General features: G+C 72.8%; 13 protein-coding genes. 4 read left to right on the top strand and 9 right to left on the bottom strand.

Features of this window, described 5'->3' with window-relative positions:
* Nucleotides 1–90: 90 nt before the first annotated feature.
* Nucleotides 91–834: a GAF and ANTAR domain-containing protein gene (locus PH191_RS27680; RefSeq protein ID WP_274197849.1), complete on the top strand. Its 744-nt coding sequence runs from the start codon at nucleotides 91–93 to the stop codon at nucleotides 832–834.
* A gap of 22 nt (nucleotides 835–856) precedes the next feature.
* Here the strand turns inward: PH191_RS27680 and PH191_RS27675 are convergent, their stop codons facing one another.
* Together PH191_RS27675 and PH191_RS27670 are read right to left on the bottom strand one after the other, a co-directional pair.
* Nucleotides 857–1,210, bottom strand: coding sequence for an STAS domain-containing protein (locus tag PH191_RS27675; protein ID WP_274197848.1), 354 nt, complete (start codon nucleotides 1,208–1,210; stop codon nucleotides 857–859).
* Nucleotides 1,211–1,365: 155 nt separating this feature from the next.
* The gene (locus PH191_RS27670) at nucleotides 1,366–1,776 is read right to left on the bottom strand and encodes an NUDIX domain-containing protein (protein ID WP_274197847.1); all 411 of its coding nucleotides are present in this window, start codon (nucleotides 1,774–1,776) and stop codon (nucleotides 1,366–1,368) included.
* Between the two features lie 84 nt (nucleotides 1,777–1,860).
* On the opposite strand from PH191_RS27670, the gene PH191_RS27665 reads away from it, so the two are divergent.
* Nucleotides 1,861–2,193, top strand: coding sequence for a hypothetical protein (locus PH191_RS27665; RefSeq protein WP_274197846.1), 333 nt, complete (start codon nucleotides 1,861–1,863; stop codon nucleotides 2,191–2,193).
* A gap of 72 nt (nucleotides 2,194–2,265) precedes the next feature.
* Here PH191_RS27665 and PH191_RS27660 read toward each other — a convergent pair whose 3' ends face one another.
* Nucleotides 2,266–2,775, bottom strand: a complete 510-nt coding sequence (locus PH191_RS27660; RefSeq protein WP_274197845.1) for a hypothetical protein — start codon at nucleotides 2,773–2,775, stop codon at nucleotides 2,266–2,268.
* Nucleotides 2,776–2,989: 214 nt separating this feature from the next.
* On the opposite strand from PH191_RS27660, the gene PH191_RS27655 reads away from it, so the two are divergent.
* The gene (locus PH191_RS27655; RefSeq protein ID WP_274197844.1) at nucleotides 2,990–4,810 is read left to right on the top strand and encodes an alkyl/aryl-sulfatase; all 1,821 of its coding nucleotides are present in this window, start codon (nucleotides 2,990–2,992) and stop codon (nucleotides 4,808–4,810) included.
* Between the two features lie 29 nt (nucleotides 4,811–4,839).
* Here PH191_RS27655 and PH191_RS27650 read toward each other — a convergent pair whose 3' ends face one another.
* From PH191_RS27650 to PH191_RS27625, 6 genes are read right to left on the bottom strand one after another with little or no spacing between them, the layout of a single operon-like run.
* Complete coding sequence (locus PH191_RS27650) at nucleotides 4,840–6,177, bottom strand: NAD(P)/FAD-dependent oxidoreductase (RefSeq protein ID WP_274197843.1); 1,338 nt, start codon at nucleotides 6,175–6,177, stop codon at nucleotides 4,840–4,842.
* Nucleotides 6,178–6,205: 28 nt separating this feature from the next.
* Nucleotides 6,206–7,309: a mandelate racemase/muconate lactonizing enzyme family protein gene (locus tag PH191_RS27645; RefSeq protein ID WP_274197842.1), complete on the bottom strand. Its 1,104-nt coding sequence runs from the start codon at nucleotides 7,307–7,309 to the stop codon at nucleotides 6,206–6,208.
* A 3-nt stretch (nucleotides 7,310–7,312) separates the two neighbouring features.
* Nucleotides 7,313–8,251, bottom strand: a complete 939-nt coding sequence (locus PH191_RS27640) for a PDR/VanB family oxidoreductase (protein WP_274197841.1) — start codon at nucleotides 8,249–8,251, stop codon at nucleotides 7,313–7,315.
* 15 nt (nucleotides 8,252–8,266) lie between these two features.
* Complete coding sequence (locus PH191_RS27635; RefSeq protein WP_274197840.1) at nucleotides 8,267–9,457, bottom strand: NAD(P)/FAD-dependent oxidoreductase; 1,191 nt, start codon at nucleotides 9,455–9,457, stop codon at nucleotides 8,267–8,269.
* The gene (locus PH191_RS27630) at nucleotides 9,454–10,935 is read right to left on the bottom strand and encodes an aldehyde dehydrogenase family protein (RefSeq protein ID WP_274197839.1); all 1,482 of its coding nucleotides are present in this window, start codon (nucleotides 10,933–10,935) and stop codon (nucleotides 9,454–9,456) included. The genes PH191_RS27635 and PH191_RS27630 overlap by 4 nt, the downstream gene beginning before the upstream one ends.
* Nucleotides 10,932–12,266 (bottom strand): aromatic ring-hydroxylating oxygenase subunit alpha, encoded by a 1,335-nt coding sequence (locus PH191_RS27625; protein ID WP_274197838.1) that lies wholly within the window; start codon nucleotides 12,264–12,266, stop codon nucleotides 10,932–10,934. The genes PH191_RS27630 and PH191_RS27625 overlap by 4 nt, the downstream gene beginning before the upstream one ends.
* A gap of 145 nt (nucleotides 12,267–12,411) precedes the next feature.
* On the opposite strand from PH191_RS27625, the gene PH191_RS27620 reads away from it, so the two are divergent.
* Nucleotides 12,412–13,341, top strand: coding sequence for a LysR family transcriptional regulator (locus PH191_RS27620; RefSeq protein WP_274197837.1), 930 nt, complete (start codon nucleotides 12,412–12,414; stop codon nucleotides 13,339–13,341).
* Nucleotides 13,342–13,364: the final 23 nt, after the last annotated feature.

Below are 13,364 nucleotides of genomic sequence, written 5' to 3'. Positions count from 1 at the left end.
TCGCCGCGCATGTCGCATCGGCTCTGCCGATCAGCGCGCTCGATCATTCGCGCCTCGTGCCCACCGGCCCTCGACGAGCGGGAAGCACCCATGACCTCCGGGCACCACGATCACCTCGTCGCCTCGCTGCGCACCGCGGCCCAGGACCTGGCCCAGCGCCGCAGCGTCCGCGACCTCGAACAGACCCTCGAGCAGATCGTCGCCTCGGCCGTCACCACCGTCCCCGCGGTGGACGCGGGCAGCATCTCGATCACCGAGCACGGCCGCGTCGAGACCCGCCACCCCACCAGCGAGAGCATCCGCAAGCTCGACGAGAAGCAGAGCGAGCTCCACGAGGGCCCGTGCATCACCGCGATCGAGGACCCACCCGAGACCGGCACCGTCGTCGCCCAGGACCTCGCCGGGGCCGACGCCGACCGCTGGCCACGGTTCTCGCCCTACGCCGCCGAAGCCGGCTACCGGGGACTGATGTCGACGCAGCTCTCGGTCGACGGCGGCATCCGGGCCGCGCTGAACCTCTACTCGGCCGAACCCGACGCCTTCGACGACGAAGCACAGACGCTGGCCGGACTGTTCGGCATCCAGGCCGCCGTGCTGCTCTACGGCGCGAACACCGCCATCCACCTGCAGCGCGCGGTCGACAGCCGCGACCTCATCGGGCAGGCCAAGGGTCTGCTGCGCGAGCGCTTCAAGGTCGACGACGAGGGCGCCTTCCAGATGCTGGTGAAGTCCTCCCAGGACACCAACCTGAAGCTCACCGCCGTCGCGCAGTGGCTCCTCGACAACGCCGACACCTCCGGCTCCCGCCCCGAGGCGGGCGGGACACGCCGATAGACCAGCCCTCGGCTGGTCTGCCTCAGAGCAGGCGGGCGTCGGCGAGCCACGCCCTGGCGTCGGGGGCCCCGAGATGGACCAGGTGCAGGGCGATCCCGCTCGTCCGCGCTCGGTCCCGGACCTGCGACAGGACCTCGAGGCCGGCGCCGTCGCAGGCAGGGACGGCCGACAGGTCGACGACGACCACGCTGGGCTCGCGGTCGAACTCGCGCCGGAGGTGTTCGCCGAGCTCCGTGGCGTCCGGTGCGCTCACCGAACCGGAGACGGTGACGATCACGCCGTGCGCGGCGTCGACCGGACGGACGGCGATGACGGCCCCGTCACGACGCGACGGCGCCTCCGATGACAGGGGTACGTGACGATCGGCGGTAGCCATGGGGGGTCTCCTGCAACAGGCCCGGAAGTCGTGACCGGCTGCTGCTGAACCGCCCGGGCCAGGCGGTACCCCGGAAAACCCCCGTCGATCACACGACGCCGCGAGGTGGCTCCGAACGCCTTGGGGGCTGGTCCGGGCGGAGTAGGCAGGGCGCCTCAGGTCCCGGCGAGCAGCGGCAGCACGTGCCCCCGGAAGAACTCGGCGTCGGCCGGGTTCGAGAGCGTCCCCGCGACCTCGTCCTGCGGCACCCACCGCGCCTCCGGATTGGCCGGATCCCGGGGCTGCAGGGCGGTCTCGGAGCTGCGGAACAGGAACAACGTGATCGTCTTGCGCTCGGGCAGACCGTGGCCGAAGCCCCACCGGGTGTACGACCCCAGCTCGCGCACGAGCTCGAGGTCGCCGAGCCCGCACTCTTCGTCGATCTCGCGCCGCGCCGCGTCGAGCACGCCCTCGCCGGCCTCGACGTGGCCCTTGGGCAGCGACCACGTCCGCGCCCGTTGACGGACGACGACCACCCGGCCCTGCGGATCGACGATCACTCCGCCCGCGGCGTGGCTCCGAAACACGGTCGGGGTGTGCCCGGTCGGGCCTCCCCCGACGCGCGACGATCGACGCGCGGTCCTCGGGGGGTTCGGCCAGAATGCCCCTCGATGGACAGCGCTGAGCACGTAGCGATCACAGCTTTCGACGAGGCCGCCCGCGCCCTGGCCGCCGGACGCGATGCCCGGCCGGCCGCCGACAAGGTCAGCGAGGTCGGCAAGCCCGACGTCGCCCAGGCCGTGGCGGCGATGCTCGACGCCGCCGTCCGGCTCCTGCGCTCGGTCGATCTCCAGCCGCCGGCCGCCGGTGGACCGGGCCACTCCATGCAGGCGATCGCCCAGCACATGGACGCCGGCGCCGAGCTCGCCCGCCGCATGGCGTCGAGCCGGGGGTTCGACGACAGCCACGTCACCCACCCGGAGCCGCGCTCCACGAGCGGGTAGACGTCGGCTCTGCCGTCCCGGTCGACACCACGGCGTCCCCGTTCAGTGCACCGCGGCTCAGTGCACCGCGGCTCAGTGCACCGCGGCCTTGAGCGCGACGATGACCGAACCCACGAGGATCGACGCGACGGTCCAGGCCACCCGGACGGCCGGTGGACGGTGCGTGCCGCGCCCGGCGAGGGCGCTGCAGACGGCGAGCGCCGCGACCCCGACCCAGAGCGTGATGTCGATGCGGGTGGAGAGGTCGACGCGCAGCAGCGCCAGCACCAGCAGGACGACGCCTGCCACGAATCCGGGAACCGCAGCCCAGGAGCTGTGCTGCAGCGCCGCCCGGACCTCCTGCGCCGACGGCGCCGCGACGCCGGTGTAGGCACGGCCCACCACCTCGGCGTACGCCTCGGCCAGGAAGATCACGATGCCGGTGCCCGCGACGGTCAGCGCCGTCACCCACGGCCCCGGCTCGTGGTCGCCGAGGTAGGCGAGCACCGACATCGCGATCACGGTGCCGTAGATCGCGGCACGGACCCGGCCGGCGGCGTGCTCGCCCGACCTCGCCGGAGTCGTGGCGGTGCGTTCGACCATGCCGGAAGAGTAGGGCGGCCCACGGGCGGTGCGGCTCCCCCGCGGGGGATGAGCGCACCGCGCACCGCGCCACTCATCCCGCGCGGGTGAACCGGATCGCGGCCCGGGTTCCTAACGTCACCGGCATGTCGGGCCGCCCCGAGCACCGCCGCCGGTCCCGTCCCACCCGCCGATCGCGCCCCGGCGCCGTCACCTGCCCCAGGAGCTCTGCACCATGCTGATGACGGACGGACCACGCGGCGGCGACGTCTCGGACCGGCGCGACTTCGCCGACGCCGACCGCGGCCTGATCGGGACCCTCGAGCCGATGGTGATCACGGCCGCGGACGGCCGCGTCGTGTGGGACATGGACCAGTGGGCGTTCCTCGACGCCGACTGTCCGGACACCGTCGACCCCAGCCTCTGGCGCCAGGCGCAGCTCACCGCGAAGCACGGGCTCTACGAGGTCAGCGAGGGCATCTACCAGGTCCGCGGCTTCGACATGTCCAACATGACCCTCGTCGAGGGCGACCGCGGCATCATCGTCATCGACCCCCTGATCTCGGCCGAGACGGCGGCCGCCGCGCTGGCGCTCTACCGCCGGCACCGCGGCGACCGCCCGGTGTCCGCGGTGATCTACACCCACGCGCACATCGACCACTTCGGCGGCGTCCTCGGGGTGGTCGACGCCGCCACCGACGTCCCGATCATCGCCCCCGAGCACTTCCTCGAGCACGCGGTGTCGGAGAACGTCTACGCCGGCGTCGCCATGCTGCGCCGCAGCTACTACTACGCCGCGGTCCACCTCGCGAAGAGCGCGACCGGGACGCTCGGCGTCGGTCTCGGCGCGGGCGGCTCCACAGGGACCCCTGGTCTGATCGCCCCCACCCTGGAGATCACGCACACCGGCCAGGAGGAGACGGTCGACGGGGTGCGGATGGTCTTCCAGATGACCCCCGGCACCGAGTGCCCGGCCGAGATGAACCTCGCGTTCCCCGACAAGCGGGCGCTGTGCATGGCGGAGAACGCCACCCACAACCTCCACAACCTGCTGACGCTGCGGGGCGCGCAGGTGCGTGACCCCCGCATCTGGTCGCGCTACCTGGCCGAGGCGATCGACCTCTTCGCCCGCGACAGCGACGTCGTGTTCGCCTCGCACCACTGGCCGACCTGGGGCACCGAGGACATCGTCGGCTACCTGACCGAGCAGCGGGACCTCTACGCCTACCTGCACGACCAGACCCTGCGGCTGATCAACAAGGGCTACGTCGCCGCGGAGATCGCCGAGATGATCGAGATGCCGCCGGCCCTGGAGAGGGCCTGGCACACCCACGGCTACTACGGGTCGGTCAACCACAACGTCAAGGCGATCTACCAGCGCTATCTCGGGTGGTACGACGCGAACCCCGCCCACCTCTGGCAGCACCCGCCCGAGGCGGCGGGCAAGCGCTACGTCGCCGCGCTGGGCGGCCAGGAGGCCGCCGTCGCCGCCGCCCGGCGGTTCGGCGCCGACGGCGACCTGCGCTTCGCCGCCGAGCTCGCCAGTCACGCCGTCTTCGCCGAGCCGGACGACCGGGCGGCCCGCGAGGTGCTGGCCGAGGTCCTGGAGCAGCTCGGCTACGGCGCCGAGAACGCGACGTGGCGCAACGCCTACCTCACGGGCGCCCACGAGCTCCGTGCGACGTCGATCGGGCACACCGAGCTCGACTCGTCGGGGATGGCGCCGGCCCTGACCGTCACCCAGCTGTTCGACTCGGTGGCCATCCGTGTCGTCGGGGAGAAGGCCTGGGACGAGGCGTTCGCGATCGGCTGGACCCTGAGCGACACCGGCGAGCACTTCCACATGGAGGTGAGCAACGGCGCTCTCATCCACCACCCCACGGCAGCGAAGCGGGACGCGGACCTGGCCGTGACGCTGACGCGCCCGCAGCTGCTCGCCCTGCTCTCCTCGGGCGCCACCGACGGCGTCGAGCTGGCCGGGGACGCGGGCGTCCTCGCGCGCCTGACCGCGTTGACCGACGCGCCGGACCCCGACTTCGCCATCGTCACGCCCTAGTCCGATCTCGGCAGCTCAGGGCTCTGCGATCAGCTCCAGGGGAACGGCGAGTGGCTGGTCGGGTGCAGCTCCCCGCGCTCGTACCGGGCGAGGCGGAACGGCTCGAGCAGCTCCTGGGGCTCGCCGAGCAGCTCGCGGGCCACGAGGGCGCCGACCCCGATCATCTTGTAGCCGTGGTTGGAGTCGGCGATGACGTAGGCGTTCTCCCGGAACGTGTCGAACACCGGGAAGCTGTCCGGGGTGAAGGCGCCGATCCCGCCGGAGGGCTCCTTGCGGTAGATGTCGCGACGTCCCTCGAAGCGTTTGTGGCAGGCGGCCAGCGCGGAGGTCCACATCCGGACGAAGTCCTCGCCGACGACGAACTCCGGGCTCGCCGTCCCGTACGGGTCGACCGCGACGGTGTCGGCCGGGCGGCCGATCGGCTCCGGTGAGGCGCCGCCCTGCACGCCACCGAAGTGGAAGTCGGGCTTGTAGTAGATGCCCCAGATCCGGTCGGTGATCAACGTCCCGTCGACGTCGTCGTAGAGCGGCGCGTCGGAGTCGACGTGGATCACCGGCGGGAACTCGCCCCGGTTGTCCATGAACTCCTGGGGGTCGACGTCGAGGATTCCCTCCTGCAGTGCCCAGTAGGTCCACATGGGCGCGTCGGGGATGACACGTCCCTCGGGCGTGCGGACCGTGACGGTGCTCGGCAGGTCGAGCATGGCCCAGAGGTCGCGGACCCACGGGCCGGCCGCGGCGACCACGTGCTCGCACCCGATCGCCCCGGCGTCGGTCTCCACCGCCGCGACCCGGCCGCTCTCCAGCCGCATGCCGGTGACGGTCACGCCGGTCGCGATCGTCACCCCGGCGTCGCGCACCTTGTCCGCCAGACCCCGCAGGGATGCCACGTTGTTGGCGTATCCCCCGCGCTTCTCGTGGAGGATCACCGAGACGCCGGGCGCCTGCCAGTCCGAGAACATCTCGTGCATGTACTCGTGGCAGGCCTCGACGCCATCGACGAGCACGGACTCGTAGCCGATCGCCTGCTGCTCGGCGTGGATCTGCACCACGTCGTCGCGCATGGCGTCGGGAGCGGCCTGGATGTAGCCGACGCCGTGGTACGAGAACGCCTCCGGGTCGGACTCCCACACGTCCACCGAGTGCGCCATCAACCGGCGCATCGCGGGCTGGAAGTAGTTGTTGCGGATCACCCCGCACGCCACGCCCGAGGCGCCCGCGCCGATGTCGGTCTTGTCGACGACCAGGACGTCGCCGCCATCCCCGAGGCCGCGCTCCCGCAGCTCCGTGGCGAGGTGCCACGCGGTCGACAGCCCGTGGATCCCGGCGCCGACGATCACGTACCTGGCATTCGGGGGGATGGTCATGTCTCTCACCTGTTCGGTCTGGGGGTTGTCAGGCACAGGAGGCGACGGGCGCGCCGAAGACGCCCTCGTCGGGGACGACGCCGAGACCGGGACCGGTCGGCACCGTGATGCGTCCCTTCTCGATCCGCACCGGGTTCGTCAAGTCGTCGTGCCCGTCCATGAACGGCTCGGCGATCCAGACGCCGTCGAGCAGGCGCGGGTGGACCGTCGCCGCGAGGTGGGCGCAGGCGGCCGCGATGATGTCCCCGCCCCAGGAGTCGTCGCAGGTGTGGGGCAGGGAGCGTGCCTCGCAGACGTCCCGGACGGTGGCCATGGCGCCGAGCCCGCCGAGGCGCGTGACCTTCAGGCCGAACCCGTCGCACACCCCGAGCGAGATCGCCCGGAGCACGTGGCCCACGGACTCGGTGTTCTCGTCGAGGTAGACCGCGTGGTGCAGCTGCCCGCGGATCGCCGCGATCTCCTCCACGGTGTTGCAGGGCTGTTCGAGCACGAGGGGGACGTCGGCGCACTCCCGGCTGAGCCGGAGGGCGTCGCGGGAGGTCAGCGCCCGGTTGGCGTCGACGGCCAGGCGGGTGCAGCCCGTCGCCTCCCACACCTTCCGGACCGTCTCGATGTCGAGGTCGACCGGCCGTCCGCCGATCTTGACCTGGAGCCGGGGGTAGCCCTCGGAGATCTTCTCCACGGCGATGCGGGCGACGTCGTCCGGCTCGCCGACCGTGAGCGAGTAGTAGGCGTCCACCCGGTCGCTCGTCGCGCCGCCCAGGAGATCGCACACCCGCATGCCGTGGGCCTTGCCGACGAGGTCGTACACGGCGATGTCGATCGCCGCCTTGGCGTAGGCGTGGCCGTTCAGGAGCCCGTGCAGCGCCCGCTGGACCGCCAGCGGACCCGTGACGGGGAGTCCGACCAGCCCGGGCGCCATCTGCTGCAACGCCGCGCGTGCCCCCAGGGCGTGGGACGGCGCGTAGGTCGGGCCCACCGGGCACGTCTCCCCCCAGCCGGAGACGCCCGTGTCCGACACGATCTCCACGATCGTCGAGTCCAGCGCCGAGTACGCGCCCTCGGACATGCGGTAGACCGCGCCGCTCAACGGGCGGTCCTTCTGGTACACGTGCACCTCGGCGATGCGCATGGCTCAGAGATCCAGCTCCAGGCGCGGGCAGCCGCGCTCGGCCCGGGAGACGCAGATGAACAGCGTGTCCTGGTCCGCCTTCTCCTCGTCGGTGAGCAGCGAGTCGCGGTGCTCGGCGCGACCGACGAGCAGCGGGGTCTCGCAGGTGCCGCAGGTGCCCTCCCCGCACGAGAAGTCCACGGGCAGCCCGCGCTCCTGCGCGACCTCGAGGATGCTCCGGTCCGGGGGGACGACCAGGGTGACGCCGCTGGACGCGCACGCCACCTCGAAGGCCTCGTCGGCACCGTCCGTCGCGATCGCGCGCGGCGCGAACCGCTCGACACGGAGGCTGCCGGCGGGCCACGCCGTCATCGCGGTGTCCAGCGCGTCGAGCATCGGCTCCGGCCCGCAGGCGTAGACGAGCGTGCTGGGGCGGGGAACCATCAGCTGGCCCCCGAGGTCCAGGAGGCCGACCTCGTCCTGCGGCGCGAGCACGACGCGGTCGCCGTGGGCGGCGAGCTCGTCGCGGAAGGCCATCGAGGTGCGGGTGCGCCCGCCGTAGAGCAGCGTCCACTCCGCGCCCGCGGCCTCCGCCGCCGCGATCATCGGCAGGATCGGGGTGATCCCGATGCCGCCGGCGACGAACACGTAGCGCGGTGCGGGCTCGAGCGCGAAGTGGTTGCGCGGCTCGCCGACCTCGACGATGTCGCCGTCGTGCAGCTTGTCGAACACGTGCTCCGATCCCCCGCGGCTCTCCGGCTCCCGCAGCACGCCGAGACGCCAGCGCTGCCGGTCGCCCGGGTCGGAGCACAGGGAGTACTGGCGGACGAGGTCGTCGGCGAGGGTCACGTCGACGTGGGCGCCCGGCGCCCAGGCGGGGAGCTCGCCCCCGTCGGCGCGGGCGAGGGTCAGGGAGACGACGCCGTCGGCCTCGTCGCGGCGCTCATGGATCATGAGGTCCATCGCGGGTCTCCGTCCTCAGCGCATCTGGCCGGCGCCGACGTAGGGGTGGGGGCTCCGGAGCAGGTCGCCCTCGGCGAAGCGGGAGAGCCGGAAGTCCCGGGCGGGGATGTCGGGGTCGGAGCTCACGCCGTCGCTGACGAGGTCGGCGACGAGCCGCCCGACAGCCGGCGAGATCTTGTAGCCGTGTCCCGAGAAGCCGGCGGCGACGACGAGCCCGTCCAGCGGGGCCGCCGAGATCACCGGGTTGAAGTCGGGCGTGACGTCGTAGCAGCCGGCGTAGCTCGCGGCGATCGCCGGATCGGCCAGACCGGGCAGGCGGTCACCGACCTTCTCGACGGTGAGGTCGACGAACGACGACGTCGCCTGGTTCGAGTACCGGTCGGGGTCGGCCGGCTCGAGGATCGACAGGTCGGAGTTGCCGAAGAGCAGCGTGCCCGCGCCCTCGGGCCGGATGTACTGCAGCGAGACCAGGTCGGAGAACACCGGGACGGGACCGAGGTCCTGGCCGGGGTCGACGAGCACGATCTGCTCGCGGTGCGGGGTGATCGGCAGCTCGATGCCGTGCGCGGCGAGCAGGCCGACCGACCACGGGCCCGCGGCGAGCACCACGTGCTCGGTCGCGATGGCGGTGCCGTCGGCGAGCTCGACGCCGGTGACACGGTCGCCGGACGTGCGGATCGCGGTGGCGGTGGTCCCCTGCCGCAGGCGCGCACCGGCGCGGCGCGCGGCACCCGCGAAGGCCTGCGCGGTCTGGTAGGCGTCGCCGTACCCGCCGCGCTCCTCCCACGCGAAGGCCGCGAAGGGCTCGAGGTCGGCGACGGGCCAGAGCTTGCGCACGTCGGTGTGGTCGATGTCCTCGGTGCGCACGCCGACGGCGCGCTGGTCGGCGACCGAGGCGTGCAGGGCGTCGACGTTCTCCGGCCCGACCCCGACCACGTAGCCGGTCTGGTGGAAGCCGACGTCCGCCCCGAGCACGTCCTCGGCGTTCTCGAACGTCTCCAGGCTGCGGGTGGCCATCGCCGCGAGCGACGAGACCCCGTAGTGGCAGCGCACGACGCCCGACGACTTGCCCGTGCCGCCGGAGCCCACGGTGTCGCGTTCGACGATGGCGATGTCGGTGATGCCGCGCCGGGTCAGCGCCCAGGCCGCGGCGCAGCCCTCGAGGCCGCCGCCGATGATGACGACGTCGGCCGCGTCCGCAGTCACGATGGTTCTCCCTGCTGTGTGGCGTGGTGGGCCGTGGTGGGACCGACGCGGGCGACGACGGTCTTGCTCTTGAGGTAGCTCTCGAGGGCGACGAGCCCGCGCTCGCGGCCGGTGCCGCTGAGCTTGGTTCCGCCGAAGGGGACGGCCGGGCTGCCGGCGAAGTACTCGTTGATCATCACGTAGCCGGCGTCGACCCGGTCGGCGATGCGCAGCGCCCGGTCGATGTCGCGGGTGTGGATGCCGACGCCCAGGCCGTAGTCGGTGGCGTCGGCGAGCTCGACGGCGTGCTCCTCGTCGTCGAACCCGAGCACCGCGAGGACCGGGCCGAAGATCTCCTCGCGGGCGATGCGCATCTCCGGGGTGACGCCGGTGAACACCACGGGGGCGACGAAGTGTCCCGACCCGGGCAGGGCCCGTCGTCGGCCGACCTCGGTGGCGCCCTCGCGGGCGCCCAGCGCGACGTAGTCCGTGACGCGCCTGCGGTGCTCGGCGGACACCATCGGGCCCAGGTCCGGGTCGTCGATCCCGGCGCCGAGGGTGAGCGCGGCGAGCCGGGCGTCGATGCGCTCGACGAGCTCGTCGTGCGCCGCCCGTGCGACCAGCAGGCGGGAGCCGGCGTCGCAGTACTGCCCGCTGTTGGCGGTGAAGCCGGTGACCACCTGCCTCGCGACGTCGTCGAGGTCGGCGTCGGCGAAGACGATCTGCGGGGACTTGCCGCCGAGCTCGGTCACCACGGGCGTGATGTGCTCCGCGGCCGCGCGGAGCACCGCCCGGCCGGTGGCGACCGACCCGGTGAAGGTCAGCGACCCGATGCCCGGATGGGCCGCGAGGGCGGCGCCGGCCTCGGTCCCGAGACCGGTGACGACGTTGACGCTCCCCGGCGGGAGGTCGAGGCCCTCGACGACGTCGGCGAAGCGCAGGGCGGTGAGCGGGGTCTGCTCGGCGGGCTTGACCACCGCGGTGTTCCCGGCAGCCAGCGCCGGCGCGACGCTGCGGCAGAGCATCGACAGCGGCGCGTTCCACGGGACGATGTGCGCGGTGACCCCGACCGGCTCGCGCACGGTGTAGGCGAGCGCGCCGGGCCCGATCGGGATCGTCTCGCCGTGCAGCTTGTCGGCGGCGCCGGCGTAGTAGTCGAGGTAGCCGACGCACCCGGCGATCTCCGAGCGGGCGAGCGACAGCGGCTTGCCGGTGTCGCGGGTCTCGAGACGCGCGAACCCCTCGAGATCGGCGTCGAGCGCCGCGGCGAGGGAGCGCAGCAGCCGCCCGCGCTCGGCCGGTGTCGTCGCACGGGTGCGGCGTGCGGCGGCCCGGGCGGCGGACACCGCGAGGTCGACGTCCTGGGCGTCGCCGCGCGCGACGTGGGCGATCGTCGTCGCGGTGGACGGGTCCTCGACGGGGAGGGGCTCGTGCCGGGACGGCACCCGCTGCCCACCGACGCGGTGCTCGGCGGCCCCGTGGGCCAGGGTGGCGGTCACGGGTCGGGGAACATGCGGGTCATGGTGTCGCCGGGCTCGAGGGCGTCGCCGCCGGGGACGCGCTCGATGCCGACGATCTTGTCGATGACCATGTTCTGGAACCGGTGCAGCGGATCCTCGAAGCGGAAGCACATGCGTCCGCCGCGGTAGGCCGGGTTCTCGAGGCCCTCCTGGACGCGCTCGACGATCTCGAGGTCCTGGCGGTTGACGAGGTCCCAGAACTTCGCGAGCTGCTCGATCCCCTCCTCGGCGGTGTCGTCCCCGCCCGCCGCGTCGAGGGACTCGGGGTGCGCCAGCAGGACGGCGGTCTCGACGGTCCGGTTCGCCGCGACGGGCCGGTTGAACAGCACGAACGCGTGGTTGGGCAGTACGACCAGCGCGGTGCCGGGGAACAGCCACACGAACCGCCCGCTGTCGGCGTCCTGCGGGCCCAGCGTGCTCAGGGCCTTCAGGCCGTCCCAGCCGCCGGCGTCGGTGTTGCGCGACACCGGCGTGGTGCACATGCCCGTGTACAGACCGGGGCCCTGCCAGCGGTAGTGGTCGGAGAACTTGGAGACCTGGTTGAGCTCCGGGTGCACCCAGGGCAGGTGGTAGTACTCCATGAAGTTCTCGCCGATGAGCTTGTAGTTCGCGGCGACGTCGTACGTGCTGGTCCGCTGCGTGACCCACTCGTCGAGCCGGTACTCGGCGAAGCGGTCGGGCAGGTCGCCGAGCTGGGTGGCCAGCGGCGCGGGGTCCGGCGAGAGGTTGACGAAGACGAACAGGCCCCACGATTCGACGGCGACGTCGAGCAGGCCGTAGTCGGCGCGGTCGAAGCCCTTCGCCACCGAGGTGTCGAAGATCGGCTCCTGGCCGGCGGGGACGTCGGAGTCCTCGAACAGCGGCGTCCCGAGACACGTCCCGTCGGTGTCGTAGGTCCAGTTGTGGTACGGGCATCGGATGCGCCCGCGCTTGCCGACCTCGCGGGCGTCGGCGTCGAGCAGCTTCGTCGCGCGGTGGCGGCAGAGGTTGTGGAAGGCGCGCAGCGCGCCGTGCCGGTTGCGGGTGACGAAGATCGACCGGCCGGCGACCTCGACGACGATGCAGGCGCCGGGCTTCGCGACGTCGCTGGTGATGCCGACCGCGACCCAGCTGGTGGCGAACAGCCGCTGCTGCTCGAGCGCGAAGAACTCCGGCGACGTGTAGGCGTCGGGCAGCAGCGTCGAGGCGAGCTCGACGGGCAGGCGGGTCGGCGCATAGGTGCTCTCGTGGGTGAACAGCGCCGGATCGACGGGACGCGCCGGCAGCGCGGCGTACGGATCGACGGCTGCGCTCGTGGTGTCGCTCGTCATGGCTGTCGGGCTCCTCTCGGGCGTGCTCAGGCCGTGGTGGAGCACCGGTGAGGCCGTCGTGGCCTGTGGTGCTCCTGCAGTGTCAGCGTCCTCATTCGTCCGCGTCCATCGAAACGTCGAACCTATGATCTTGTACTGTGAGTACATGATCGATCGGCGTCTACGCGTGCTCCAGGCCATCGCGCGCCACGGCACGGTCACCGCCGCCGCGGAGGTCTGCCGGCTCACGCCGTCGGCGGTCTCGCACCAGATGCAGGCCCTCGCGCGCGAGCTCGACGTCCCTCTCCTCGAGCCGGTCGGACGCAACGTGCGGCTGACCCCGGCCGCCCACACGCTGCTCGAGCACGGCGAGACCCTCACCGCCGCGTGGGAGCAGGCACGCGCCGATCTCGCCGCCCACCGCGCCGGCGCCGTCGGCGGGACGCTGCGCTTCGCGGCGTTCTCCTCGGCCGCCGCGGTCGTCGTCCCCCGCGCCCTCGAGCACCTGCGCACCGAGCACCCCGCGCTGCGCGTGGTCCTGCGCGAGAGCGAGCCCGCACGGTCGTTCGACCTGCTGGCCGCCGACGAGGCCGACGTCGCCGTCATCGTCGCGACGCCGAGCATCCCGCCGGCCTCCGACGCCGCGTTCGAGCAGCACTCGCTGTTCGACGAACCCCTCGACATCCTCGTCGGCCCCGACCACCCCCTGGTCGGCCGGCGCGGCGTCGTCGCCCTCCGCGATCTCGCCGGCGACCCGTGGATCTGCGGCAACGTCGGCCGTGCCTACCACCAGCTCGTCACGCTCGCCTGCACCGCGGCCGGCTTCGCGCCGGACATCGCCCACTACGCCGACGAGTGGGACACCGGCGCCGCGCTCGTCGCCCGCGGCTTCGGCGTCGCCCTGGTCCCCCGTCTCGCCGACCTCCCGGCGCACCACGACACCCGGCGCATCCCGATCACGACCGACCCGGTGCCGACCCGACGCGTCATCGCGGCCGTCCGGGCCGGGTCACAGGACCAGCCGACCATCGCCGCCGGGCTCGACGCCCTGCGGCACGTCACGGAGACGGGGCTGCCGGCGCTGGGACGGTCGTGACCGGGCATTCTCGACGTTCTTCA

Source organism: Actinomycetospora callitridis (genome assembly GCF_028737265.1).
Taxonomy (GTDB): Bacteria; Actinomycetota; Actinomycetes; order Mycobacteriales; family Pseudonocardiaceae; genus Actinomycetospora; species Actinomycetospora callitridis.
This window is presented reverse-complemented; position numbering and strand designations above follow the sequence as displayed.

Excerpts from the sequence above, each read along its gene's own strand:
- PH191_RS27655 (WP_274197844.1), top strand. The coding sequence starts at position 2,990 with ATGCTGATGACGGACGGACCACGCGGCGGCGACGTCTCGGACCGGCGC.
- PH191_RS27680 (WP_274197849.1), top strand. The coding sequence starts at position 91 with ATGACCTCCGGGCACCACGATCACCTCGTCGCCTCGCTGCGCACCGCG.
- PH191_RS27660 (WP_274197845.1), bottom strand. The coding sequence starts at position 2,775 with ATGGTCGAACGCACCGCCACGACTCCGGCGAGGTCGGGCGAGCACGCC.
- PH191_RS27645 (WP_274197842.1), bottom strand. The coding sequence starts at position 7,309 with ATGCGCATCGCCGAGGTGCACGTGTACCAGAAGGACCGCCCGTTGAGC.
- PH191_RS27650 (WP_274197843.1), bottom strand. The coding sequence starts at position 6,177 with ATGACCATCCCCCCGAATGCCAGGTACGTGATCGTCGGCGCCGGGATC.
- PH191_RS27640 (WP_274197841.1), bottom strand. The coding sequence starts at position 8,251 with ATGGACCTCATGATCCATGAGCGCCGCGACGAGGCCGACGGCGTCGTC.
- PH191_RS27665 (WP_274197846.1), top strand. The coding sequence starts at position 1,861 with ATGGACAGCGCTGAGCACGTAGCGATCACAGCTTTCGACGAGGCCGCC.
- PH191_RS27620 (WP_274197837.1), top strand. The coding sequence starts at position 12,412 with ATGATCGATCGGCGTCTACGCGTGCTCCAGGCCATCGCGCGCCACGGC.
- PH191_RS27675 (WP_274197848.1), bottom strand. The coding sequence starts at position 1,210 with ATGGCTACCGCCGATCGTCACGTACCCCTGTCATCGGAGGCGCCGTCG.
- PH191_RS27625 (WP_274197838.1), bottom strand. The coding sequence starts at position 12,266 with ATGACGAGCGACACCACGAGCGCAGCCGTCGATCCGTACGCCGCGCTG.